The 24986-nt window shown below is 68.4% G+C and carries 26 protein-coding genes; 6 read left to right on the top strand and 20 right to left on the bottom strand.

Going from position 1 to position 24986, the window contains the following annotated elements:
• The first annotated feature begins 121 nt into the window (after positions 1-121).
• The gene (locus UK23_RS04215; protein WP_045309997.1) at positions 122-1534 is read left to right on the top strand and encodes a sugar transferase; all 1413 of its coding nucleotides are present in this window, start codon (positions 122-124) and stop codon (positions 1532-1534) included.
• Positions 1513-2919: a putative glycoside hydrolase family 15 protein gene (locus tag UK23_RS04210; protein WP_231114366.1), complete on the top strand. Its 1407-nt coding sequence runs from the start codon at positions 1513-1515 to the stop codon at positions 2917-2919. Before UK23_RS04215 ends, UK23_RS04210 begins: the two co-directional genes overlap by 22 nt.
• Here the strand turns inward: UK23_RS04210 and UK23_RS04205 are convergent.
• From UK23_RS04205 to pqqA, 15 genes are all read right to left on the bottom strand, one after another.
• Positions 2864-3919, bottom strand: coding sequence for a glycosyltransferase family 4 protein (locus UK23_RS04205; protein WP_045309996.1), 1056 nt, complete (start codon positions 3917-3919; stop codon positions 2864-2866). The two genes, UK23_RS04210 and UK23_RS04205, sit on opposite strands and share 56 nt — an antisense overlap.
• Positions 3916-4986, bottom strand: a complete 1071-nt coding sequence (locus UK23_RS04200; protein ID WP_045309995.1) for a glycosyltransferase — start codon at positions 4984-4986, stop codon at positions 3916-3918. Before UK23_RS04200 ends, UK23_RS04205 begins: the two co-directional genes overlap by 4 nt.
• Positions 4983-6386, bottom strand: coding sequence for an oligosaccharide flippase family protein (locus tag UK23_RS04195; RefSeq protein WP_231114365.1), 1404 nt, complete (start codon positions 6384-6386; stop codon positions 4983-4985). Before UK23_RS04195 ends, UK23_RS04200 begins: the two co-directional genes overlap by 4 nt.
• Positions 6383-7615, bottom strand: coding sequence for a glycosyltransferase family 87 protein (locus tag UK23_RS04190; RefSeq protein WP_196777598.1), 1233 nt, complete (start codon positions 7613-7615; stop codon positions 6383-6385). Before UK23_RS04190 ends, UK23_RS04195 begins: the two co-directional genes overlap by 4 nt.
• Positions 7612-7746: a hypothetical protein gene (locus tag UK23_RS54490; protein WP_269112242.1), complete on the bottom strand. Its 135-nt coding sequence runs from the start codon at positions 7744-7746 to the stop codon at positions 7612-7614. The genes UK23_RS04190 and UK23_RS54490 overlap by 4 nt, the downstream gene beginning before the upstream one ends.
• Positions 7743-8612 (bottom strand): hypothetical protein, encoded by an 870-nt coding sequence (locus tag UK23_RS04185; protein WP_045309994.1) that lies wholly within the window; start codon positions 8610-8612, stop codon positions 7743-7745. Before UK23_RS04185 ends, UK23_RS54490 begins: the two co-directional genes overlap by 4 nt.
• On the bottom strand, positions 8609-9670 hold the full coding sequence (locus UK23_RS04180) for a glycosyltransferase (protein ID WP_045310030.1): 1062 nt from the start codon (positions 9668-9670) through the stop codon (positions 8609-8611). The genes UK23_RS04185 and UK23_RS04180 overlap by 4 nt, the downstream gene beginning before the upstream one ends.
• Complete coding sequence (locus UK23_RS04175) at positions 9645-10811, bottom strand: O-antigen ligase family protein (RefSeq protein ID WP_045309993.1); 1167 nt, start codon at positions 10809-10811, stop codon at positions 9645-9647. Before UK23_RS04175 ends, UK23_RS04180 begins: the two co-directional genes overlap by 26 nt.
• Positions 10808-11740, bottom strand: a complete 933-nt coding sequence (locus UK23_RS04170; protein ID WP_045309992.1) for a polysaccharide deacetylase family protein — start codon at positions 11738-11740, stop codon at positions 10808-10810. Before UK23_RS04170 ends, UK23_RS04175 begins: the two co-directional genes overlap by 4 nt.
• Positions 11737-12561: a hypothetical protein gene (locus UK23_RS04165; protein ID WP_052684337.1), complete on the bottom strand. Its 825-nt coding sequence runs from the start codon at positions 12559-12561 to the stop codon at positions 11737-11739. The genes UK23_RS04170 and UK23_RS04165 overlap by 4 nt, the downstream gene beginning before the upstream one ends.
• A gap of 139 nt (positions 12562-12700) precedes the next feature.
• Positions 12701-13582 (bottom strand): pyrroloquinoline quinone biosynthesis protein PqqB, encoded by an 882-nt coding sequence (gene pqqB, locus UK23_RS04160; protein WP_045309991.1) that lies wholly within the window; start codon positions 13580-13582, stop codon positions 12701-12703.
• Positions 13579-14658, bottom strand: coding sequence for a pyrroloquinoline quinone biosynthesis protein PqqE (pqqE, locus tag UK23_RS04155; protein ID WP_045309990.1), 1080 nt, complete (start codon positions 14656-14658; stop codon positions 13579-13581). Before pqqE ends, pqqB begins: the two co-directional genes overlap by 4 nt.
• Positions 14651-14920, bottom strand: coding sequence for a pyrroloquinoline quinone biosynthesis peptide chaperone PqqD (pqqD, locus tag UK23_RS04150; RefSeq protein ID WP_045310028.1), 270 nt, complete (start codon positions 14918-14920; stop codon positions 14651-14653). The genes pqqE and pqqD overlap by 8 nt, the downstream gene beginning before the upstream one ends.
• A 5-nt stretch (positions 14921-14925) precedes the next feature.
• Positions 14926-15621, bottom strand: coding sequence for a pyrroloquinoline-quinone synthase PqqC (gene pqqC / locus UK23_RS04145; RefSeq protein ID WP_045309989.1), 696 nt, complete (start codon positions 15619-15621; stop codon positions 14926-14928).
• A 67-nt stretch (positions 15622-15688) separates the two neighbouring features.
• Positions 15689-15811 (bottom strand): pyrroloquinoline quinone precursor peptide PqqA, encoded by a 123-nt coding sequence (gene pqqA, locus UK23_RS49650; RefSeq protein ID WP_063778039.1) that lies wholly within the window; start codon positions 15809-15811, stop codon positions 15689-15691.
• 244 nt (positions 15812-16055) lie between these two features.
• Here pqqA and UK23_RS04140 point away from each other — a divergent pair, with 244 nt between their 5' ends.
• Complete coding sequence (locus UK23_RS04140; protein WP_045309988.1) at positions 16056-17063, top strand: PQQ-dependent sugar dehydrogenase; 1008 nt, start codon at positions 16056-16058, stop codon at positions 17061-17063.
• A gap of 180 nt (positions 17064-17243) precedes the next feature.
• Complete coding sequence (locus tag UK23_RS04135; RefSeq protein WP_045309987.1) at positions 17244-18281, top strand: PQQ-dependent sugar dehydrogenase; 1038 nt, start codon at positions 17244-17246, stop codon at positions 18279-18281.
• 97 nt (positions 18282-18378) lie between these two features.
• Here the strand turns inward: UK23_RS04135 and UK23_RS04130 are convergent, their stop codons facing one another.
• From UK23_RS04130 to UK23_RS04120, 3 genes are read right to left on the bottom strand one after another with little or no spacing between them, the layout of a single operon-like run.
• Entirely contained in the window at positions 18379-19527 is a 1149-nt protein-coding gene (locus UK23_RS04130; protein WP_231114364.1) for a polysaccharide deacetylase, read from the bottom strand.
• Between the two features lie 57 nt (positions 19528-19584).
• Entirely contained in the window at positions 19585-20289 is a 705-nt protein-coding gene (locus UK23_RS04125; protein ID WP_082114392.1) for a class F sortase, read from the bottom strand.
• Positions 20274-21662: an MSCRAMM family protein gene (locus UK23_RS04120; RefSeq protein WP_045309985.1), complete on the bottom strand. Its 1389-nt coding sequence runs from the start codon at positions 21660-21662 to the stop codon at positions 20274-20276. Before UK23_RS04120 ends, UK23_RS04125 begins: the two co-directional genes overlap by 16 nt.
• Before the next feature lie 319 nt (positions 21663-21981).
• On the opposite strand from UK23_RS04120, the gene UK23_RS04115 reads away from it, so the two are divergent.
• Together UK23_RS04115 and UK23_RS04110 are read left to right on the top strand one after the other, a co-directional pair.
• Complete coding sequence (locus UK23_RS04115; RefSeq protein WP_045309984.1) at positions 21982-22788, top strand: Bax inhibitor-1/YccA family membrane protein; 807 nt, start codon at positions 21982-21984, stop codon at positions 22786-22788.
• Between the two features lie 89 nt (positions 22789-22877).
• Complete coding sequence (locus tag UK23_RS04110) at positions 22878-23288, top strand: GNAT family N-acetyltransferase (protein ID WP_231114363.1); 411 nt, start codon at positions 22878-22880, stop codon at positions 23286-23288.
• On the opposite strand, the gene UK23_RS51255 is transcribed toward UK23_RS04110, so the two are convergent.
• Together UK23_RS51255 and UK23_RS04105 are read right to left on the bottom strand one after the other, a co-directional pair.
• Entirely contained in the window at positions 23285-23494 is a 210-nt protein-coding gene (locus UK23_RS51255) for a hypothetical protein (protein WP_156212737.1), read from the bottom strand. The genes UK23_RS04110 and UK23_RS51255 overlap by 4 nt on opposite strands.
• A gap of 191 nt (positions 23495-23685) precedes the next feature.
• Positions 23686-24906, bottom strand: a complete 1221-nt coding sequence (locus UK23_RS04105) for an acetyl-CoA C-acetyltransferase (protein ID WP_045309983.1) — start codon at positions 24904-24906, stop codon at positions 23686-23688.
• Positions 24907-24986 lie beyond the last annotated feature (80 nt).

The following is a 24986-nucleotide window of genomic DNA, read 5'->3' as shown; positions in this document are numbered from 1 at the left end:
ACGAGTGTTCCTCGAACGGGTGACGACGGGGCTCGCTGCCGTCATTCTCGGAACATTTTCCTCCCAGATGATCTCGATCGGGTGATCTCGAATGAGACAAAGCGCTGAGGCGGGGTCAAGGGTGGGTCTTCCCCTGGAAGAGTGGTTCGCCGGAGAGCTGACGGCTCCGATGGCGCCGGTGCGTGACGAGGCGCGTCCGCGCGGCTTGCTCGGCCGGGTCAACGGGGTGGCGGTGCTGCTCGTCCTGGTGGATGCGGCGGCACTGCTCGTGATGGCGGCCAAAACCGCCGTGCCGGGCGGATGGGCGTTCGTGCTGGCGTGCGCGCTGCTGGGCATCAGGGCGTCGGGGCGGATCTACCGCCGGCGCCTGATGCTCTCGTGGCTGTACGACCTGCCGCGGTCGCTCGCGACGACGGCGATCGCGTTCGCCGCCGTGAGTGTCGCGGCGTTGGCAGCGGGCTGGGAGCCGGAGGTGTTTCCGCAGCTCCTGGCAGGTGCGGTGGCGTTCGCGGTCGTGGGCGAACCGGTCAGGCTGGCGGTGTTCGCGTTCGGCAGGTGGTGCCGGCGCCGGTTCGACCGCTGCGACCGGGCGATCGTGATCGGCGCGGGCCAGGTCGGCACCGACCTGGCCGAGGTGATGCTGCGCCACCCCGAGTACGGCCTGCGTCCGGTCGGGTTCATCGACCCGGAACCGCTGAGCGACCGGAAGCTGCCCGTCGACCTGCTGCACGAGGACCTGGCCACGGCCATCGAACGGCTCGGCGTCGGCACCGTGGTGATCGCGTTCTCGCACGCAGTCGACTCACCGCTGGTCGACGCGGCCGTGACGGCGCACCGGCTCGGCTGCACGACGCTCGTCGTGCCGCGGATGTTCGAGCTGCACCAGGACGGGCCGGACGTCGAACGGCTGCGCAGCTACCCGTTGCTGCGGCTGAGCACGGCACCGACCGCGCGGCCGACCTGGTGGATCAAGCGCTTCGTGGAGCGGTCGCTCGCGGCGCTCGCCCTGATCGTGCTGTCGCCGGTCATCGCGCTGTGCGCGCTCGCGGTGCTGTTCGAGAGCGGCCGGCCGATCATCTTCCGGCAGGTCCGCGTCGGCATGGACGACCGGAAGTTCGTGATCCTCAAGCTGCGCAGCGTCCGGCAGACCGGCGTGGACGACTCGGACGTCCGGTGGTCGGTGGAGGGCGACTCGCGGGTCGGGCCGGTCGGCGCGTTCCTGCGCAGGACTTCGCTCGACGAGCTCCCGCAGCTGTGGAACGTGTTGCGCGGAGACATGTGCATTGTCGGGCCGCGGCCGGAAAGGCCGGGTTTCGTTCGCCAGTTTTCGGCGATCCACGAACTATACTGGGCGCGCCATCGGGTACCCACCGGATTGACCGGGCTCGCCCAGGTCCACGGATTGAGAGGGGACACCTCGATCGTGGACAGATCTCGGTACGACAACTACTACATCGCGAACTGGTCGCTGTGGCTGGACGTCAAAATCGTGCTCTTGACGGTGGGTGAGCTGTGTTGCCGAAGGAATCGCTGACAGGTCGTCTTCTGGCGGTGCTGCTCGTGTTCACCGCGAGCGCGTGCACCTACCTGCCGGTCTCCGACAGGGCCGCGCAGGACAGCCTCGCGCCGCCGGATCCCTCGGTCGTCAGCGGTCCTCATCCAAAGCCCCTCGCGCCGTGCGCGTGGTGGTACGGCATCGGTGCGAAGCCGACGTCGTTGCAGCTCAAGTTCGCCGCGGAGCACTACAGCCTGGTCGTGCTCAACGCGTGGGAGACGGCGGCGATGCGCCGCCTGCGCCAGCTGAACCCCAAGGTGAAGGTGCTGGTGTACAAGGACTTCTCCAGCACGCGCAACTATCCCGGCACCGTCGACAACGGCATCGACGCGACGTACCTGCCGACCGGACTCGGGTTCGTGGCCACCGAGAAGGCCCACCCGGACTGGTTCGCCCTCGACACCGCGGACAAGCGGATCGAGTGGGACGGCTACGAGAAGCACTGGCAGATGGCGGTGTGGACCGAGGGCTACCAGCGTGCGTGGACGAAGTCGGTCGTCGACGAGGTCGTCCGCGAGGGCTGGGACGGAGTGCTGGCGGACAACGACTTCAGCTCGCTGCGGTTCTACTCCCCGGCCGTGCTCAAGGGAACCGCGGACGTCGAGGCCACCGACCGCCTGCTGCGCGACGGTTACGACTCGTTCCTCGGCATCGCGGGTGACGAGCTGCAGAAGGCCGGGAAGATGCTGGTGCCCAACGTGTCCGAGTCGCACCTGCGGCCCGGCCGGTGGACCGCGCACTCCCGGTACGACGGCGCGATGGAGGAGAACTTCGGGCTGCGCGACGACGGCGCCGACGCCGAGCTGCTCACGTTCCGCGGCAACGAGTTCAAGGAGCTGCGCGCTCAGGCCGCGCTCGGCGAGTCGTGGCTGCTGCTGGTCACGCACACCGCGAGCCCGCGCGAGGAACGTGTCGGATATGCCACGGCTGCGCTGCTCGCCGGTCCGTTCACCTGCTGGAACGGTGCGTCCCCGGACTACAAGAACCCCTCGTGGTCGCAGTACCAGGAAGCCGGGCTGGGCGAGGCGGTCGAGGCGGCGAACCGGATGCCGAACGGGTTGTGGACGCGTGCGTTCAGCAACGGCTGGGTGGTGGTGAACCCGACGAGCAAGGCGGTCCAGGTGACGCCGCCGGCCGGGCTGGTCGACATCAACGGGGTGGCGCCGACGTCTCCGTTCGAGCTGGCCGGTGCGGACGCGAAGGTACTGGTGAAGCCCAAGGCAGGGCCGACTTCACCGCCGGTCAAACCGCCGACGGTGCCGACGACCACCACCACGAAGCCGTTGCCGCCGATTCCTCCCAAGCCGGCTAGCTCAGCTCCCGGTACAGCTCCAGATGGTGTTGAGCACACACCTCCGAGCTGAAGCGCTCGCGGGCGTTCTTCGCCAACAGCCGGCCCGTCACCGCCGGGTCCGGATCGGCGAAGAGCGCGCGCAGCTGCTTGGCCAGTGAGGCGGGGTTGTCCGGGGCGGCGAGGCGCAGTGCCGTGCCCGGCACGTCGAGCATGTCCGCCACGCCGCCGGTGTCCGTTGCCACCACGGGCTTTCCGGCGGCCATGGCCTCGGCGATCACCAGCGGCTGCTGTTCCATTGTGGACGGCAGGACGAGTGCGTCGTGCTTGCCGATCAGTTCGGGCACGTCGGCGCGGAAGCCGAGGAACTCGACGGGCAGGCCTCGGGCGAGCTCTTCACACTTGGCGCGGAGGGGGCCGTCGCCCGCCACGGTCAGCGTCACGTCGCGGGGCAGCGCGCCTCGCAGAGCCTCCAGCAGGATCGGCAAGCCCTTGCGTTCGGTGAGCAGGCCGACGAACAGCAGTCGTCGCACCGGAGTGGTGGGCGGCTCGGCGTCGCCGATCGTGACGCAGTTGTCGATGTGCGTGATCCGTTGCGCGGGAACGCGCAGCCGTTCGCGGAGGAACTTGTCCATCGCGGGCGCCGGGACGATCGTGCGGGCGACCCTGCGGGCGACGAGGGCGTCCGCGGCCAGCACGGTCATCGTGTACATCGACGGTCTCGGCGGCCTCGCGGCGCGGAACCACTGTTCGCTCACGTCGTCCGGTACGCCGTGATACGTGTGCACCACCGGGATGTCGCTCAGACCGGCGCACACGAGTCCGCTGCGGCGGTCCTGCGCGTGCACCACGTCCGGCCGCCAGGCCTTGATCGCCGCTCGTGCCTCGCGGCTCGCCTTGAGATCTCCCTTGCGGGGTACGGAGATCTCCTGGTGGTCGATCAGGTGCGCGTCCCTTGCCGGTTTCGGGCCGAACACCCTGACCTCGGTGGAGGCCTGCAGCGCGGTGGCGAGCCTGACCGTGACGTCGACCGGGCCGCCCCGGTCCTGGGTGAGCAGGAACGCGACCCTCATCGTGCTTCTCCTTCGAGCTTCTCGGTGAGCGTGATGATCTGGTCGGTCATGCGGCCACGGTCGAACAACGTCTCGGCTCGCCGCCGTCCGGTGAGGCCCTCGTGGTCCGCCAATGACGGGTACGCGAGGCGTGCGCTGAGCTCTCGTCCGAGCGCGGCGATGTCTTCCTGCGGCACAACTGCTCCTGCCGGGCCGAGGCTTTGCTTGACGCCGCCGACGTTGAACGCGACCACGGAACGCCCGCAGGCCATGGCTTCCAGCGGTACCAGGGCCATGCCCTCGGCGCGGGACGGCAGCACGACGACGTCCGCGGCCGCGTAGAAGGACTCGACGTCGTCGCTGTGGCCCCACCAGAGGACGGAATCCTGCTCCTGCTGCCACTCCGTCCTCATCGGACCGTCGCCGACCAGGACCAGCTGTGCGTCCGGGACGTCTTCGAGCACTGCGGGCCACGCGGCGAGCAGGAGGTCCTGGCCCTTCTGGGGTGCCAGCCTGCCGACGCACACCGCGGTCGGTCGTTCCGGCAGGTTCAGCCGGCGTCGTGCGGTGGTGCGGTCCGTTGGGCGGAGTCTCGCCGTGTCGACGCCGTTGCACACGACCTCGGCCGGGGTGGTCACCCCTGCCCGGCGGCCGGATTCGAGTTCGTCGTCGCTCACGCACACCAGCTGGTGCGTCCACCTGGAGGCGAAGGACTCCCAGCGGGTACAGGCCTTTTGCAGCAGGCCGTCCGAGAGCCGGAACGACCACAGGTGTGGCTGGAAGATCGTCGGCGTCTTCCCGCGGATCGCCAGCCTGCCGGTCAGCCCGGCCTTGGAGCTGTGCAGATGCACGACGTCAGGACGGAGTTCGCGCAGGAGTTTCCGCAGCCGCCAGGTTTCTCCCAGGGCTGTTCTGGGGGAGCGGGTCGCTCGCCACGGGTGGATCTGTTTCAGCTGATCGGGCAGCCAGCCATCTGGTGGGCAGATGACGTGCACGTCCCAGCCCGCGGCCCGTTGCGCGTTCACCAGATCCAGCACGACCTTCGCGACGCCGGCCTCGACCGGCTGCGTCACGTGCACGACCTTCACAGGTTTCCTCGCAGTTCCCGGACGGCTTCGCGGTTGAGGGGCAGCACGATCGCCGCGTAGACGCCGAGCAGCACGAGTCCGCAGAGCACCGCGCCGCCGATTCCGTCAGTTGGCAGGACCTGCACGACGAAGGCACAGGCAACGGCTCCGGCCAGCAGGCCTGCCACCGTGCGGGCAAGTTCTCCTGGCGGGAAAGCGAGTCCGTGCTTTGCCAGCACCCACCACGTGAGCGGGACGAGCAGCCAGACGATTGCTGCCTGGGCTCCTGCGACGGCCAGCACGCCGTGTTGTGTGGTCAGCGCCAGCGCTGCCAGCAGGGCTGCCAGGTGAGTTACTTCGAGTGCCAGGTACCAGCGGGCGTGCCCGGCGGCGCGGATGACCTGGTACCAGGTGTGCAGCAGGCCGAGCCCGAGTCCGTAGCCGCACAACGCGACCAGCACCGGTGCCGCGGGAGCCCAGCGTTCGCCGAACAGCACGATGTGGTCCGCGAGCAGTGCGGTGACGACGTAGAGGCCGCCGGTGATCAGCAGTGTTGCCTTGGTGAACCTCAGCAAGGCTCCCGACACCGTCTGTCCATTGCGGACGAGTTCGGTGCAGACCGGGAACAGCACGCCGCCCAGCACGACGGCCACGAGGATGTACGGCATCCAGGCGATCCGGAACGCGAGTGAGTAAACGCCTACCGCTGACGGGCCGAGCACGTGCCCGATCGTCAGGTAGTCGACGTTGATCAACAGGGTGGCGACGACGGCTCCTGGCCCGACGATGGCCGTCCAGCCCAGGGCTTCTTTCGCGTCGGCCTTGTCCCAGCGCGGGCGTACCCGTGCGCCCGCCACGACTGCCAGCACGGGCTGGGCGACGGCCGTGCACAGCAGTCCGATCGCCATCGCGAGCGGCCCTTCACCCAGCGCTGCCAGCACGATCGTGACGGCTGCGCCCAGCACCATGCCGCCCGCGTCCGGCAGCATGCGCTTCTGGAAGTTCAGCTCGCGGTGCATCATCGCCATCTGCACGCCGCCGATCGCGGTGAACGGCAGGCTGAGCACGGCGATCCTGATGAGGTGTGCAGGTGTGCCCAGCGCGTCGGCCAGCGGTTCCGCGGCGAGCAACAGGAGCGCTGTCAGCGCTGCGCCACCTGCGATGCTCATGGTGAGGACCGTGCCCGCGAGCCGGTGCGGATCGCGGTTCGTCCGGCTGATCACGTCGTAGACACCGGCCGACTGCACGACCTGGCCGATGTTGACCAGCGACACCACGATCGACACCGCGCCGAGGCCGTCCTCGGTGAGCAGCGCCGCGAGCGCCAGCGTGACCGCGACCTGGCAGCCCTTGCTGATCACGTTGACGGCGAAGAGCCACAACGACCCCCGGACCGCCCGCGCGCCGACCTGGTTCGTCACGCGCGTTTCCTGGCCGCTGTGACCACCAGCAGCACCCAGGCCACCACGATCGCCACGCCGTCCACCGTCACATCTGTCCGGCTCCCGAACAGTCCGACGATCGCGCTGTTGACGAAGTACAGGTGCACGAAGGGAACCACGAGGGCGAGCAGTGCCGCGCCGAGGAGTTGCCAGTCTTGCCGGCGTCGCCAGCACACCACCGCGACCGCGGCCATGGCGGGCACTGCGATCAGCACGTCGCCAGGCTGGTGCACCAACGCCACCACCGCGCCGACACAGGTGATCAGATCCGCCACCGAGCGACTGTCCTCGCCACCGCGGTCGAGCTTCCGCGCGAGGAACGCGGTCGCGGCGAGCACCCCGATGAGGGCGACCAGTTCGGCCGCCGGTGGCAGCCAGCCGGTGGTCCGGACGAACACCGCTGCGACGTCGACACGTTGTGCCGTGAGGGAGTCGACCGCGCCGTAGCTGGTGTGGCTGGCGTGCGCGAGGTTCGCCGCGATCACGTCCAGGAACGGCCCGACGCCGCCACCTCGGAAGATCAGCAGCCCGACCACGGGCAGACTCGCGATCGCCGCGATGGCCGTGCCCCCGAGCGCCACCCGTCGCGACCCGCGCGCGTACAGCAAGACCGCCAACGGGAGCCCGAACTGCGGCTTCAACCACGCCACCGCCAACCCGAGCGCCGCCACCCGCGGATGACTGGACCGCGCCATCAACGCGGCCGCCGCACCCACCGCGATCAACGGGTTGACCTGCCCGACGTACAGCTGAGCCTTGCCCACCTGGCTGGTGACCAGCAGCGTGGCGATCACCACGGTGCCGAGAAGGAGCGGCAGCTTCGCCTGGCGCGCAGCCAGCAAGCCCAACAACCCCAGCAGGACCAGGGACGCCAGGGTGAAGGCGACCGCGCCGATCCGGTAGTCGGGCAACGCGAACGGCATGTGCAGCACGAGGTGGTAGGGCTGGTAGAGGTTGAACATCTGGCGCACCGGCCAGTGGTCGAACATCGCGGCCGGGTCGTACGGGTTGCCGCCCGCCAGGAACTCGCGGATCGGGAAGTAGGTGGCGTCCCGGAAGTCCTGAAGGCGTTCCTCAGCGAGGTTGGCCTCGGTGGGGGAGGGAGCCTCCCAGGCCGGCCGGAGAGCACGTGCCGCGGAGAACGCGCCCAGGGCGGCGACCGCGATGGTGACGAGGGTGCGGGCGTCGGGCTTGGTGGCGGTGATCACGCGAGCGCCTCCGCAACGAGGGCTGCCGGCACGGCCAACGTTCGGACTTCGTCGCTTTCGCACGGCGGCAACAACAGCGTTGGCGGCACGATGGAGATGTCGACGAAGTCCTCTTCCTCGTGCTCGCTCACGTCAGCACCACCGCCACCAGCACCGCCGACCCCGGCAACACGGCCAGTGCCGCCGCGAGGTCTCCCGGTTCGCTCTCGGCATCGGCCACCGCGATCACCGCAGTGCCGTCGCCTGGCTCTCCTGCCTTGTCCGGCAACGAGTCCGCGAGCGACTCCGCCTGCGCGGTGAGCCCGTGATCAGCCGGAATCACCCGCACCGGCCTCGCAGCCGCCACGCACAACGCGGTCAGCCGGTCGAGCATGTCCGGGTCGTCTTCCCGGACCAGCGCCACCGGATGGCGCACTCCAGCGGCGGCAATGGCCGCCCGCACAGCCGCTTCTCCGGTGCGGGGCCGGCGCAACGTCCGAACCGCGGCGGTGGCGATCCCGGCTGCCAGTGCGGCGGCCAATGCCAGTCCTGCCGCCAGCTTCCAGTCCGGAGCCACGCGAGTGGTGTCGGGGCGGTCGTCGAGCACGCGCAACTTGCCGGCGGGGGCGAGGAGGTTCGCGTCCGCCACGGTTTTGGCCACGGCGGTCACGGCAGCCGAAGCGGCAGCGGCAGAACCCGCGCGCACGGACAGCCGCGCCAGGCCGGACGCCGGTATCAGCTCCACGCCCACACCCGCGGCGATCTCACTCGCGGTGCTGCCCGAAGCGGCCGCGGCGGCGTCGAGCACGGAAGGGCTGTGCACCAGTTGAACGATCGCCGGCATCGCCAACGACGCGACCTCGCCGTACTGGGCGGCGGAGTCGGTCTGCGCGACGGGCACGGCGAGCACGGCGACCCGCGATTCGTACTGCTCGCCGCGCAGTGACGTCACCGCCAGCACGAGCACCGCGACGATCAGCGCCACCGCCGTCGCCTCCAGCAGCGTGCGCTTGTTCACCGTCGTTCTCCCACAAAGGTTCGGAGCAGTTCGTCGTAGGACTTCATGAAGGTGTGCGGGTCGTGGTCGCGCTCGACCGCCGCCTGGCCCGCCGAGCCGGCCGCGGCGCACGCCCGCGCGTCGAACAGGAACGAGGCCAGCGCGGTAGCCGTCGCCTCTGGAGAACGACGCGGCACGAGCACTCCGCCGCCACCGGCCAGCGCCTCACGAACACCGTCCACATCGGACGCGACGACCGGGCGCCCTGCGGCCAGCGACTCCAGCACCGCGATCGGCATGCCCTCCCAGTCACTGGTGAGCACCGTGACGTCTGCTGCCTCCAGCAGATCCGGGACGTCGCACCGGGTGCCGAGGAACCGCACGCGGTCCGCCACCTCGAGTTCGGCAGCGCGGTGTTCGAGATCCGAGCGCAGGCTGCCGTCACCTGCCAGCAACAGCACGGCACCGGCGACCCTCGTCCACGCCTCCAGCAGCACATCGTGCCGCTTCTGCGGTTCGAGGCGGGCGGGACACAACGCCACCGGCACGTCGGCGCCGATGCCGAGCACCCCGCGCACCGCGGCCCGAGGCACTCGCGGCGGTTCCGCGAACACCGCGTTCGGAATCACCTCGACCGCAAGACCACCAACCCGCAACCGGTCCGCGCTGGCCGACGACACCGCCACCACCGCACGCGAAGTCCGCCGCAACACCCGCGCGGCACCGGAAAGATCCGCTTCGGCAACGCCGTGGAACACGGTCACCACGGGCTTTCCCCGCGCTGCCAGCCGAGCAACCAGCGACGCGGACACGTTGTGCGCCACGATGACGTCCGGCGAGAAAGCCCGAATCGCAGACCGGGCAGCGGAAACAGCTCGAAGCACACCCACGGCCCTGCGCCGCGCGACCGGCACGTCGAACGTCGAGAAGCCCTGTGCACGCAAGGCTTCTGCTCGATGCCCACCCCCGCTCGCGACCCCTGACTCCCAGCCGAAGTCGGAACCGGACCGCACCATGCCCGCGACGACGGCCTCGGCCCCTCCCGCACCCATCTCACTGATGACGTGCAACACACGCATCGCGCTCACGCTCCTCAACACGCACCTGAGCCGCGATCGCCACCGCGACCAGCGACCAGATCGGCAGGTAGTACTGCTCGGAAAGAAAGGTCGACGCGACCAGCGCGGCGATCAGCGAGGCCTGGACGGCGAGCATCGGCCGCCGATCGGAGCTCACCCGCAGCACGCGTTCCGTTGCCACGAACGCCAGCGCGACCGCGCCGAGGAAACAGGCCAGGCCAGGCAGTCCCAGCTCCGCGCCGATCTCCAGGTAGATGTTGTGCGCCACCGGCTGCTGCTCGTCGATCTCGGCGTTGCGCGAAGCGGCGGCATAATTGCTGCGGAACCCACCCGGTCCCACGCCCAGTGCGGGATTCGCGGCCAGCATCCGGGCGGCGGCCTGCCAGCGCAGCTCACGAGTGTCCACATTGGTCGCCGCGATGTACTTCTTCTCGTCGAGTGCCCGGTCCAGCACCGGCCCCGCGAACACCACGGCCCCGAGCCCGATGACCGCGAGCCCGCCCACCGTCGCCGCCACCGCGCGCATCGACACCCCGCGCCGCGCCACGAGCCACACCGCGGCCAACGCCAGCGCGATCCCACCACCACGCGAGAACGTGGCAGCCGCACCAGCCGCCAGCACCGCGCCCACAGGAAGCAGGAACTTCCTGGCAGGCAACGCGATCAGCAACGGCAGCGCCACGACCAGGAAGTAGGCGAGGTCGTTCGGGTCCTCCAGCGGACCGGTCGCCCGTGGCTCACCCTCGAAGACCAGGCTGTACAGCGCGCCGAGCGCAGCGAACAGAGCACCACCCACGGCAGCGCCGAGCACCGCCCGTACCGGCACCTCCCGGGCCACGACGTCGACGAGCACGGCGGTGATCACCAGGAACGGCAGGAACCGCTGGGCGTAGTCCATCGTGAACTGATCGCCGGCGTGCACGGCCGACGACGCCAGCAACACCACGCCGAACAGAGCCAGCAACGCGTGCAACTGATGCGGTGCGGGCCAACGGCGCTGACGCACCCGTTGCGCGACCCACGACACGATCAGCAGCCCCGGCGCCACCTTGGCGAGGTGCGGGTGCACCTCCTGCAGGTAGCCCTCCAGCGGAGCCAGCAGAACCGTCGCGCACGCGAGCACCCGCAGCAGCAACGTCATCCGCACAGCTCCGTCCGGCGTTCTCGGAGCAGAGCCAGCCGGTCGACGTGCGCACCGGTGCCGACGACGTCGAAGTGCCTGCGCAAAAACGACAACACCCAGCCGAGCAACGCCACCTTCTCGGCACCCGGCACGGCCATGCCCGGGAAGAACTCCATCCCCGGCGCCTCGGCACCGCTCAGCACATCCGTCGGGTGCAGCAGCAACGACGGCGCGGTGCCGGTCAGCAAGCACAAGCGCAGCGCGGCGCGGAAGTACCCACGCGCCAGCCGCGGCGAGATCTGGTGCAGCTGCAACAGGTACGCGCCGTGGATCGGCACCCGCAGCAACGGCATCGTGGTCACCGGCAGTTCGACCAGACCGGTGGCACCCCACCGGAACGGGATGTTCGGCGAGCGCACCTTGCCGAACCCGCCGAAGAGGTCCTCAGCGGCACCACTGGGAGCAGTGCGGTTGTGGTACGCACGAGCCAGCGGCCCGATCCACGTCGGCAACGTGCTCGCGTCGTAGCGATAACCACGCGCAGCCAGGATCTCCAGCAAAGCAGGCGTGACGCTGTACCCGGGACCGCGGAACCCGACGGGCCGGGGCGCACCGGCGGCGACGAGCGCGTCCTCGGCCCTGGTCAGCTCGGCTTCCAGTTCGGCCCGCGAGTACCGGTGCAGCCAGGGCTCGTGCCCCCACGAGTGGTTCGCCACCTCGTGCCCCGCCGCCACGACATCTCGAACGGCCTGCGCACCGTCGTCCCGCTCGGCATCCGCCCCGACGACGAAAACCGTTGTGGTGAGCCGGTGTTCACCGAACACGTCCAGCAACCGCGGCACAGCCGTGGCGAGGAAGCTCGGCCTGCTCTCCCAGCTGGGATCGCCGTGGGTCTTCAGATAGGCCCACAGGTTGTCCAGGTCCAGCGAGACGCTCGCGGTTCTCACGTGGCCGCTCCGGCGGCGACCCGGCTCGGCGCACCCAGCGTCAGCACCCCGGCGACCACGAGCGTCATCCCGAACCCGACCGCCCACTCCCAGCCAGGCGTGATCCGGTCACCGAGCATCCCGATGCCGACGATCGACGTGAGCACCACCGTCGTCGCGTCCATGGCCGCGACGGACGACGTGGCCGTGCCGCGCTGCAACGCCACCGCGAGGCGCGACTGGCCGATCAGCGCCGCCACGATCATCAGCCACGTCAACGGGTTCAGCAGCACGTCGAGCACCGACCCGTCCGCGACGGACCGGCCGATGATCGCCACCACCGCGAACGCCACCCCGGCGAGCACCGAGATCATCACGGCGTTCGTGTTCTGCATCGCCCGCGTGCCGAACACGACCACGAGCAACGGCAACCCGAGCAGGATCAGTCCGGGCACGGCCGGGATGTCCTTCGCGACCGACGACTCCGACGCGGTGACCAGCAGGACGAGCCCGGCCGCCATCATGACCAGGACCGCGATCTCGACCGGCCGCACGTGCCACTTCAGCACCAGCAGACCGAACGCCGTGGCCAGGCCGACGGCGCACGAAGAACCCGCCTGCACCAAGTACAACGGCAGCTCGGCGCGAGCGAGAAAGGCGAACCCGAAACCACCCACCTGGCCCGCGAAACCGAACAGGTAAAGACGGTCCTTGGCCAGTCGCGCGAGCAGTCCCATCCCGGTTCCAGGCCGCCGGTCCGCCCGCTGCGCCGCCACCGTCTGGGCCACGATGCCCAGGCCGTAGAGCGCGGTGGAGACAACGAGCTCAAGGTATCCGGACACGCAGGACCTCCCTCGTCAAGGCCCCGAAGAATACGGAGCCGCGAGGGCGATCCCCATTAGAGGGATATCAACAACTCATAGCAAGAATTGTCGTCCAGTTATTCGCTCTAAAGGGGAGAAAAGCTACTCGAAAGAGTGATCAGAGTTCGATGACCGTGCCGTCCAGGGGTACCTCGACGCCGGCCTCACGCAGCTTCAGGGCTTCCGGCGACTCGGGATCCAGCACCGGGTTGGTGTTGTTGAGGTGGGTGTAGATCCGCCGAACCTCCGGGAACCGCAGCAGCTCCGGCAGGCTGTGCGTGATCGGCAGGTGGCCCATCGCGGCCTGACCGGACGAGCTGCCGGTCGCCGACCCCATCTCGGACGCCGCGTAGAACGTGCCGTCGAGCAGCACGCAGTCGGCCCCGGCCACGACGTCGTCGAAACCCTCCGGCCACGACGCCAGGCACGGCGCGTAGACCAGCACGCCGCCACTCACGGGATCGCAGAAGCGGTAAGCGACCACCCACGGGCCATCCACAGTGGACGAACGGGCGTACTTCGGCCGCTTGCCGCTGATCGGGATCGCGGACACCTGCAGGCCACCTAGGTCGAACGACTGCTCCGGCTCGACCTCACGCCACACCACGGGCGCGTAGCCGTCGATCACCGTGCGCAGGTCGAACTGGTCCTTCAACGCGTGCAACACCGTCCCAGGCGCCCACACCGTCAGCCCGGCCCCGCCGCGCAACGTCAGCAACCCCAGCGTGTGGTCCAGTTCGGCGTCGGTGAACAGCGCGCCACGCAGAGGCGTGTCACGCGGGCCAGGACCGGGATTCAACGAGGAACAGCCGGCGATCTGGGTGCGGATGTCCGGAGAAGCGTTGACCAGCCACCAGTCCGTGCCGTTGCCGCTGACCGCCAGGCAGTCCTGCGACCGCGACGGCAACGAACCGGAGCGAGCGCGCACGCACAGACCGCACGCGCAGTTCCACTGCGGGAACCCACCACCGGCCGTCGTACCGAGCAGAACCGCTTTCAACTCATCTTCCTCATGGCCATCGCGGGCACGACCGAAGGCGTCATCTCGGTCTCCAGGATCAGGTCCACAGTGGACCGGTCAGGCGACAGCGAACAAACCGGGTCGGTGTTCGCGGCATCACCGGTCAGCTGGAAAGCCTGACACCGGCACCCGCCGAAGTCGATCTCCTTGCGCGGGCACGAGCGGCACGGGTCCTTCATCCACTCGAAGCCGCGGAAGGCGTTGAACGACGGCGAGTCGTACCAGATGTCGTGCAACGACGAGTCCCGTACGTTCTCGATCTTCAGCGACGAGATCACCGTGGCGGCCGGACAGGGGAGCACGTCGCCGTTCGGTGCCACGGTCAGCTGCCGCGCACCCCACCCGTACATGCACGGCTTGGGATGAGCCTCGTGGTAGTCCGCGATGACGTAGACGATCTCCATCCGGCCGCGCAGACGTTCCTGCGCCGCGGCGACGATCGGGTCCGCCACCGAAAGCTGTTCGCGAGTGGGCAGCAGTACCGCGCGGTTGCGCAGCGCCCAGCCGTAGTACTGGGTGTTGGCCAGCTCCAGCCGTTCCGCGCCCATCTCCTCGGCCATCGCGATGATTCCCGCGATGTTGTCGAGGTTCTGCCGGTGCAGCACCGTGTTGACGGTGAGTGGCAGGCCTTCCTCCCGGATGTGGGCCGCGGCCTCCACCTTCCGGTCGAACGCCTTGATGCCCGCGATCCGGTCGTTGCCCTCACGGGTCGCGTCCTGCAGGGAGAGCTGCACGTGGTCGACACCGCGCGAAGCCAGGTCCCGCAACCGGTCCCGCGAGAGTCCCACTCCCGAGGTGACCAGGTTGACGTAGCAGCCGAGGCTGTTCGCGTGCACCACCAGCTCCGGCAGGTCCGGCCGCAGCAACGGTTCGCCGCCCGACAGGTGGATCTGCAACGCTCCCAGCGACCGGGCCTGGTCGAAAACACGCCGCCACGACTCGGTGTCCAGCTCGGCGTTGCGCTTCACCAGCTCGACGGGGTTCGAGCAGTAACCGCACTGCAACGGGCATCGGTGCGTCAGCTCGGCCAGCAGGCCGAACGGTGCCTCAGCCATCGACGTCCACCACCCTCCGCTCGACCAGCCGCGCCACCAGTCCGGCGATGTCCTCAGGCTCCACACCCGCGTACACATCGCCCAACGACAACGCGATCTCCCCGACCGACCGCACGCCATCACAAAGCGCCACAACAGAAGCAGCGGTCTCGTTCAACACGAGCACACCCTCGGGGAACAAGACGACGTGCGACTCGCGGATCTGGTCGTAAGTGCACTTCACGCCGCGCCGGATGTGCGGCACGGCGTCCAGCGCGACCACGGACGTCACGGCTTGCCCTTGCCCGAGTAGTAGTCGACGGCGTCCAGCACGGCCCGCAGCACGTCGCACTTGAACGACAGCGCCGCCACGGCCGCCAACTGCTGCTCACGGGTCAGCGAGTGCTCGACCACGATGTCCAAAGTGGCCCGTCCCTCACCGGCCACCGCCTGGATGCGGTTGGTGAAGTAGGCGAAACCCTCCTCGGCGATCCACGGGTACTGCTCCCGCAACGCCGCCAAACGCTTGCGCATCAACGCACCGGAGAACATCTCGGTCAGGCCGGACGCGATTCCGACGACCCACGGCTGCGTGCGCGCGAAGTTCACGTAGGCGTCGACGGCGAACCGGGTGCCGGGCAGCACATGGCGTTCGTCGAGCACCTCTTCCCGCGTCAGCCCAACGGCTTCCGCGAGGCGGATCCAGTTCTCGGCGCCGCCCTCACCCGGCTGAGTGCCGTCGTGCCAGATGATCCGCTCCCGCCACTGGCGGCGGATCTCGGGCAACGGGCAGTTCGAGAGGATCGCGGCGTCCTTCTGCGCGATGCAGCGCTGGTAGTACCAGCGGTTCGCGGCCCACGCCTGCAGCTCGTGCTTGCTCAGCTGGCCCGCGTGCATGCGCAGGTGGAACGGATGGCTGTCCCAGTACCGGGGGGCGAGGGCGCGGAGCTCGGCGACGAACTCCTCGGCGGGCACGGCAGACATGGGCGGAAACTCCTCGGAGTGGGGCCGGGGTTTCCGCGGAAGGCGGCAACCCCGGCGAAGCCTGACGTCAGCTGCGAGCTGCGTAGGCGGTGACCTCCATCGGCGTCTCGAAGTCGCGGAAGTCGGGCTTGACCCACTCGCGCTTGACCTCGGGAAGCTTCTGCTCGGTAGCGGTGACGGCAACGTTCATGGCGCAACTCCTCGGGTCCTGGCCTGCGGGCCCGAAGCGGGCACGCGGCACTTCCGTGGGGGCGCGGCGGCGAACCACACCGTATGTCGTGCGAGCGGTCAAGGTCTAGACCGTACATAAAGTTACCTAAAGTCATCGGATGGGTTACCTGATCGGCGGATTCGGCGCCGACTACACACCGTGGTTGTATCTGAAGGCCCTCTTCCGTCGCCGCACCGACGCGAAAGTTTGAGGGGTCAGCACAATGGGTGCTCGTCGAAGTGCTTACGTCGGCGTCCTCGCACTCGCGGCAGGACTGTCCAGCGGCACGCTGGCGTCCGCGGCCGAGAGCGGCGCGAAGAGTGACCAAGTCGGCACGATGGCCGTGAAGACCATCGCCAGCGGCCTCAAGCAGGCCTGGAGCATCGACTTCCTGCCGGACGGCACCGGCATCTTCACGCAGAAGGACGCCAAGACCGTCTCCACCATCACCAAGGACGGCAAGGTCACCAAGGTCGGGGACATCCCGGGCGTCTCGGTGACCAAGGAAGCCGGTCTGCTCGGCATCGCGGTGTCGCCCTCGTACGCCGCGGACAAGACGCTCTTCCTCTACTACACCACCGGAAGCGACAACCGGATCGCCACCTGGCAGATCGGCGGCGGCGCACCGAAGCCCATCGTCACCGGCATCCCGCGCGGCTCGGACTTCCACCACGGCGGCCGCATCAAGTTCGGTCCCGACGGCTTCCTCTACGCCGGGACAGGTGACGGTCAGAACGGTGACAACGCGCAGAACAAGAACTCGTTGGGCGGCAAGGTCCTGCGCGTGACCAAGGACGGCAAGCCCGCGCCCGGCAACCCTTTCAACTCGCTCGTCTACTCCTACGGCCACCGCAACGTGCAGGGCCTGACCTGGGTCGGCAGCCAGCTCTACGTCTCCGACATCGGCGCCAGCAAGGTCGACGAGCTCAACAAGATCGAGGCCGGCAAGAACTACGGCTGGCCGAAGTGCGAGGGCTCCTGCAACACCGCGGGCATGACCAACCCGGTCAAGCAGTGGCCGACCTCGTCCGCCACCCCGTCTGGCATCACGACCTACAAGGGCTCGCTGTACATGGCGTCGCTGAAGGGCGGCACGTACAAGCTCGACACCAGCGGCAACGGCGGCAAGATCTACACCAGCCTCGGCCGCACGCGGGACGAGGTCGCGGGTCCCGACGGGTCACTCTGGGTGATCACGCCCGGCGGTATCCACATCGCCGACGGGTCCTGATCTTCAAGCTCGGCTACCTCGGGTAGTTGAGAACGCTCCTCGCCTCACCCGCTCGGAGGCGAGGAGCGTCCCGAGACATCCGATGACCGTTGTGGGTTACTCCGATGTGTGATTGGGTAAATACGCCCTGCAACGCCGCCGCCGCAGCCTAATTACGAGCGGACCCAAAGGAGAGCACACATGCGTGCTCGTCGTATCGCGGTCGCGGCAGCCTGTACTGCTGTGGCCGCATCCCTCTGCGTGATCCCCGGAGCCTCCGCGCAGGACGGGCCAAGCGCCCAGGCCGTGCGGACGCTCGCCACCAAGCTCGACATCCCGTGGGACATCGAGTTCGCGCCTGATGGCAGCGGCATCTTCACCGAGCGGGACACCAAGAAGATCAAGAAGATCAAGGGCACCACCGTGACCACTCTGGACACGGTGGAACAGGCCCAGACGACCGGCGGTGAAGGCGGCCTGCTCGGTCTCGCCCTGTCGAAGTCCTTCGCGACGGACAACACGGTTTTCATCTACTACTCGACGGCGAACGACAACCGCGTCGCCAAGATGAAGATCGGTGGCACACCGGAGCCGATCGTCACCGGAATCCCGAAGAACACCTACCACAACGGCGGCGGCCTCGAGTTCGGTCCGGACGGCTTCCTGTGGGCGACCACCGGCGACGGCCAGAACAAGCCGAACGCGCAGAACTGGAACTCGTTGGGCGGCAAGGTTCTCCGCTTCGACACGGCGGGTAAGCCCGCTGCCGGCAACCCTCGCGCCGGCAGCATCGTCTACTCGATCGGCCACCGCAACGTCCAGGGCATCACGTGGATCGGCACCACCGCGTACGCCACCGAGTTCGGCGACTCGAAGACCGACGAGCTGAACAAGATCGAGGCCGGCAAGAACTACGGCTGGCCGAACTGCGAAGGCAACTGCAACGTCGCCGGCATGACCAACCCGGTCAAGACGTGGAGCAACAAGGAAGCCGGACCGACCGGCATCGCGCTGTACAAGGGCGCGCTGTACATCGGCGCGGTCACGGGCAAGCGCGTGTGGAAGATCCCGGTGAACGGCACCTCGCTCGGCACCCCGCAGTCCGTCTTCACCGGCTACGGCCGTGTCCGCGCAGTCGCCGCCGCCCCGGACGGCACCTTGTGGCTGAGCACCTCGAACCAGGACAACAACGGCTCGCCGGGTGCGACCGACGACCGCATCCTCTCAACCGACGGCTAACCCGTTCGGTCTGACCTTGATTTGACGCGGGGACCCTTCGTCCTCTCCTGCAGGACGAAAGGTCCCCGCGTGCGGTCCGCAAACACGGATGGGGGACCTAGTTGCGCGCGGCGGGCATCTTGCGGAGCTGGTCCAGCACCGCAGGATCCTGCAGCTGCATCCACTGGATCACCTCGGTGTAGGTGGCGCACACCGTCTCCGGCTTGTCGCACACGTACCCGAGGAACTGCTCCATCGCGCTGGAGAACGCCGATCCGTTCCACTCGTTGAAGTGGTTGCCGACCACGAGCGGCGCGCGGTTGCCGTTCAGCGCCGCCTGGTGCACCGACTTGTAGGTGTCGAAGACGATCTGGGTGAACTCGGGCGCGCGCTCCGGCTGCTCCTGGGCGCCGTTGAGCGAGTACCAGAGGTTGAAGTCCATCATGACGACCTGCTTGCCCAGCGCGGGAACCCTCACCTCGGGCATCGGGAACTCGTACACTCCGTTTTGGACGGACGGCCACTGCACACCGAGCGCGACCTTGCTGGTGTCGTAGACCAGGCCGTGCGCGGCCATCGCCGGGAAAGCCTGGTCCCACACGCCTTCCAGGCACGGCGTCCGTCCACCCCGGACGGCGTCGGCCGGCAGCTTGAACCCGGCGGCGCGCGCCTGGTCCACGATCTGCTTGAACTGGTCGAGCTCCTGGTTCCACGCGTCGGTGTTCCACTTGTCGACCGACGGCTGGGTGCCGCCGGAGCAGAAGTGGCCGTTGTAGTGCGTGCCGATCTCGTGGCCTTCGTCGATCACCTGGTTGAGGTAGCCGATCCGGGCGGCGATGTCCTGCCTGCTGCCGCCGAACGAGATGTCGTTCGCACCGCGCTTGAGCCCGGCCGGCGGCTGGTACTGGTTCGCGTCCTGGTCCGCGAGCATGTACACGCCGGACAGCAGACCCGTCACGTGCGCGTTCTTCTGCCGGGCGATCGGCAGGACCTTGTCCCAGTGCTGCTTGGACACCGCGCCGTCGAACGAGAACAGCACGAACTGCGGTGGCTTCTCACCGGGCGCGAGTTTGTGCATCCACGGCTGCTTCTGCAACTGGGCGGCGGTGGGGGCGGGCACCGTCGGCGTCGGGCCGGCGTCCTTGGGGGTGGGCAGTCGCGGCGCCATCGGTAAGGGGCCGGAGTCCGCCTGGCTCTCCTGGTCCTTGTGCGGCCCCAGAGTCATCACCAGCGCGAGAGCCAGCGCGAGGGCCACGCCCGTGGTCAACCATCCCCACCGTTTCACACTAAAGGAGACGGATGGTCACCCGAAGGGGTTGCTTCATCACCCAACGGGTTCGGCGATCACCACTCGGTTCGCCTCGTAGCCCTTCTGCCCGCCGATCCAGGTGCCACCACAGGTGACCAGCACCAACCGGTGCGGGCCGCGCGGGCCGAAGAACTCGACGGCGCGGGCCGGAAGTTCGTCCTTTCGGACAGTCTCTATCTGGGTGATCCGGAACGTGAACTGCTTCCCGGCGCTGTCCGCGATCACGACCTCACGACCGTTCTGCGCCTGCCACAGCTCGGCGAAGGGACCCTTGGCGCCCTTCCAGTCGACGTGCCCGGCGAGGACTGTCGCACCCTCGGAACCCGCCAGCTCGGTGCCCCACCAGGTCGCCTCGCCGATGCCGTCCGGAACGGGCAGCACGCCGTCCTTGACCTCGCGGCGGACCAGCGTGGCCGTGCCGCCCGCGGGGAGCTTGACCGAGCCCGGACCCGCTTTCGGTGGCGCGGGCTGTTGCTGGGTCGGGTCGGCGGGCTTGGCCTTGGCCGTGTTCGCCCCGCCGATCAGTCCGGTGAGGTCGGCGCCGCGGCCGGTGCTCAGGCTGTCCGCGACCGGGCCGGCCCCGACCACGGGGATCTCGTCCGCGAGCGCGCGGCCCTTGAGGACCTCGGTCTCGGACGTGCTGACCAGCACGCTGGTGGCGGCTACTCCCGCCACCAGCACGCCGGTCAGAAAAGCCTTGGGACTCACTGCCTGCGCCACACCAGGAAGCCTGCCAGCGCGGCACCGAGCAGCACCAGGCCACCCACCGCGAGCATCAGGCCCGGACGCAGCTGCGTGTCGAACGACGCGGTCGCGACCGGCGTGCTGCCGTCCTGACCGGCCGGGATCGTGCTCGGCACCACCGGCTTGTTCGGCTTGTTCACCAGTTCGAGCGCGAGCGTCTGCCCCGCCGCGACCGTTCCGCACGATGCGGGCGGCGACTTCGGGTCGAAGAACTCCTCGTAACCCTTGGGCGCGGCCACCTCGACGAGGCAGATCTCCTGCGGGGTGCGCAGGCCGGGAACCTCGACCGTGCCGTCGGCGCCGGTCTGCAGCACGATCGGCTTGCCGTCGGTGCCGACCAGGTCGGTGTCGTCCTGCTTCTTCGCGGGCGACGTCTGGTCCTTGGCCGTGACCTTCAGCGCGACACCGGCGATGGCCTTCTTGGTCTCCGAGTCGATCTTCGTGATCTTCACGGCGCCCGGAGCGGTCTTGGCCAGGCCGTTGGCGTTCGCGGTCAGCTTCTTCTCGCCGCCGGTCGTGACCATGCGCTGCATGTTGTCCGTCGGGATCGGCTGGTGCACGACCGGCTTGTCCGCGGGGGAGTCCGCCACGGCCGCCACGGAGGGCTTCGGGCCGGTGGGGACGATCTTGATGGTCGCCGGGCCGCCGTCGGCGCCGGTTTCGACCTTGCCGCCGACGCTGCCGTCGACCAGCGTGGCGTCGACGAGCGTGAAGTTGATCGGCGCCTTCGGCACGCCCTGGCCGTTGGCCTTGACCAGCGACACGGTCCAGTCCGACTCGGTGCCGATGATCAGCGGTTCCTTCGGCGCGGTGGCGCTGAGCGCCCACGGGCCGCGGTTGGCCTCGGCGTCGGCCTTCATGCGCGCGACCGCGTCCATGACGGACGGCGGCAGCTTCGAGGCGTAGAAGGCGCTGTCGTAGGCGAGGAGCTTCTGGTCGTCCGTGTCGAGCCGCACCGCGCCGTCGACCGGGGAGGTCCAGGTGTGCAGCAGGTGCGCGAGCGCGGCGGCCTCGTCCGGCGACTTGGTCGTGGAGTAGCGCAGCAGCAGGTAGGAGATGTTCGCCGCGACGTCGGGCGCGAGCTCCTTGCCCGCCTTCGTCCGCAGCGAGTCACCTTCCTTGTAGGGGACGGTGCTGTCCGGTGCGGGCAGCGCGTACTGCACGCACCACACCTGCTTGTCCTGGTAGATGTACGACCCGTGCCACTCGCTGCCCGGCACGGCGTGGGGCTGGCGCTCTGACGCGTTGTGACCGATGCCCTTGACGCCGACTGCTGTCGCCGTCGTGGGAGAGGTCAGGAGCGCGAGGCCCGCGACCGCTGCCACAGCGGCAAGACGTTTCCAGCCCATTTTGGATCTTGGTCCCCTCTGACCTGTGGTAATTCCCGCGTGCGAGCCTGTCGGTACCCCACACCGGGGACAAGCCGCCACGAGGGGGAAGTGTGTCGTCACTCTGGGTGTGAACGTGATTGAAATGTGACGGGCCTTACTCACTTTGTGAGTGACACGCCGCGACACGCCGTTGTCTCACTACGCTCCGGAGTTAGCGCAGTATTTGCGCACGTGTGATCGTCGTCGGGGGTAAAGTCGCCTTTACCGACGGGGAACCCGGCACCGAGTGTGCTCGTTGTACCCGTGACGGCGTAAAGCAACGCCCCAGGAGGACCAGGTGCGCTCGAGCAGCAACCCGGCTTTCCGTAACCTGCCGACCGGCGGCGGGTACGGAGGCTACGCAGGCTTCGGCCAGCCAGAACAGGCTGGCTACCAGCAGGCTCCGCCGCCGCTGACCAGTGAGCGGCCGATGACGATCGACGACGTCGTCACGAAGTCCGGCATCATGCTGGGCATCGTGGCCGTCGGCGCCGTGACCACGTACACGCTGGAACTGTGGGGGCTGTTCTTCCCCGCGTTGATCATCGGTTTCGTGCTGGGCCTGGTCAACTCGTTCAAGCGAGTCCCGAGCCCGCCCCTGATCATCGCGTACGCGGTCGCCCAGGGCATCGTGCTCGGTGCCTTCAGCGGCATCATCGGGGGCAGGATCGACGCCCTGACGCAAAACCCCGGCCAGGGGCTCGTGGTCATCGGTCAGGCCATCATCGGCACGATCGGTGTGTTCGGCGGCATGTTGTTCGTCTACAAGACGGGCGCGATCCGCGTCACGCCGAAGTTCACCAAGTGGATCACCGGCGCCATCATCGGCGTGGTCTTCCTGATGATCGTCAACCTGATCATGAGCTTCTTCACCGACGGCGGCCTCGGCATCCGCAGCGGTGGCCCGCTCGCGATCATCTTCAGCCTCGTCTGCATCGGCCTCGCGGCGTTCAGCTTCCTGATCGACTTCGACGCGGCCGACCAGGCGATCCGGGCCGGCGTGCCCGCGAAGTACGCGTGGCAGATCGCGTTCGGTCTCACGGTCACCCTGGTGTGGCTGTACACCGAGATCCTGCGCCTGCTGTCGTACTTCAACTCGGACTGATCCGAGGCTTTCCGCGAGGGGCGTTCCGCTGCGGCGGGGCGCCCCCTTTCGGTTAGCGGGCGAACAATGCGCACACTGAGAGGGAATGCGTGGACTCCGCGTACCGCATCGTCATGGAACCGCCTGCCGTCGACGACTACCTGCGATTGCGCAAGGAGTCAGGCCTCAGCGAGCGCACCAGGGAACAGGCTGAGAAGTGCGTCGGAGGTGCGTGGGCGGCGTGCCACGTAGTCCACGAGGAAACCGGAGAGACCGCCGGCATGGGCCGCGTGATCGGCGACGGCGGCTGGTACTTCCACATCATCGACATGGCCGTGTTGCCGCACCACCAACGCAAAGGCATCGGCGACGCGATCATGACGGCATTGCTGAACAGGATCGACGAAGAGGCGCCCGGCGCCTACGTCAACCTGCTGGCCGATCCGCCCGGCCGTCGTCTCTACGCACGACATGGGTTCGTGGAGACCGCACCGGGCTCGATCGGAATGCGCAGGGCCTAGGCCCGCCAGCGCACGTCCGGCATCTCCGTGCCCACCTTGATCAGGCAGTTCGTGCACAGAGCGCCTGCCTGCGCGCGCGACACCCGTTCATCGGGCACCGAGTGTTCGCAGACGGCCTCGTAAAAACTGCGAGGCCCATTGGCTTGATCGAGAGAGAAAGCATGGCATTGCAGGTCGTATTCGCTTTGCCACCACACGTACGGCATGTCCGACCCTCCTTACTCATCGGTAGGGACGGACTCCCCCTCGCCTGATGACGCAGTTGCGCGACGATTCATCTCATCGGCAGAAAGGTCGCAGGCAAGTAGCTCCGTTCGGGTGAAGCGGAGCTACTTGCAAGCGTCAAATTGCAGATCTTGAGGGCTGAACTATGGGGAATCCCCAGTAAAAGCCCAGATCAGCTGAGGCGTTCGAGGACCATCGCCATGCCCTGGCCACCGCCGACGCACATGGTCTCGAGACCGAACTGCTTGTCGTGGAACTGCAGGGAATTGATCAAGGTCGTGGTGATCCGCGCGCCCGTCATGCCGAACGGGTGGCCGACGGCAATAGCGCCACCATTCACGTTCAAACGGTCCAATTCGATTCCGAGGTCCTGGTACGACGGAATCACCTGGGCCGCGAACGCCTCGTTGATCTCCACCAGGTCGATGTCGGAGACCGACAGACCGGCCAACGCCAATGCGCGCTTGGAAGCCTCGACCGGGCCGAGACCCATGATCTCCGGCGACAGACCGGAGACACCGGTGGAGACGATCCGGGCCAGCGGCGTGATGCCGAGCTCGCGCGCCTTCGTGTCGGACATGATCACCAGGGCCGCGGCGCCGTCGTTCAACGGGCAGCAGTTGCCGGCGTTGATGCGGCCATCGGGACGGAAGACCGGCTTCAGCTGCGAAACGGCCTCGTAGGTCACGCCGGCGCGCGGGCCGTCGTCAGCGGAGACGACCGAACCGTCCGGCAGCGTCACGGGCGTGATCTCGCGTGCCCAGAAGCCGTCCGCGATCGCCTTCTCGGCCAGGTTCTGCGAGCGGACGCCGAACTCGTCCATCTCCTGCCGCGAGACGCCCTTCAGCAGCGCCAGGTTCTCGGCGGTCTGGCCCATCGGGATGTAGATGTCCGGCACGACACCCGACACGCGCGGGTCGTCCCAGGAAGAAGCGCCGGTCTGGGCAACGGAGACGGTCCGGGCCTCGGCGTCGGCGAACAGCGGGTTGTGCGTGTCCGGCCACGAGTCGGAGCTGCCCTTCGCGAACCGCGACACGGTCTCGACACCGGCACTGATGAACACGTCGCCCTCGCCCGCCTTGATGGCGTGCAGGGCCATGCGCGTGGTCTGCAGCGAAGAAGCGCAGTACCGCGTCACGGTCGTGCCGGGCAGCGAGTCGTGGCCGAGCAGCACGGCGACGACGCGGGCCATGTTGAAGCCCTGCTCACCGCCGGGCAGGCCGCAGCCGAGCATCAGGTCGTCGATCTGCGCGGGGTCGAGCTGCGGCACCTTGGCCAGCGCCGCCTGGATCATCTGCGCGGCCAGGTCGTCCGGGCGGACGTCCTTCAGCGAGCCCTTGCCCGCGCGGCCGATGGGGGAGCGGGCAGCGGAGACGATCACGGCCTCAGGCATCACGAAACTCCTCGTTGAGAGTCAAGGTTGCCGCCGAGCCTAGTTAACGCCCGCTCACCCCGGCCAGCGCACGTGACGAG

The sequence above is a fragment of the Lentzea aerocolonigenes genome (assembly GCF_000955955.1).
GTDB lineage: Bacteria > Actinomycetota > Actinomycetes > Mycobacteriales > Pseudonocardiaceae > Lentzea > Lentzea aerocolonigenes_A.
This window is presented reverse-complemented; position numbering and strand designations above follow the sequence as displayed.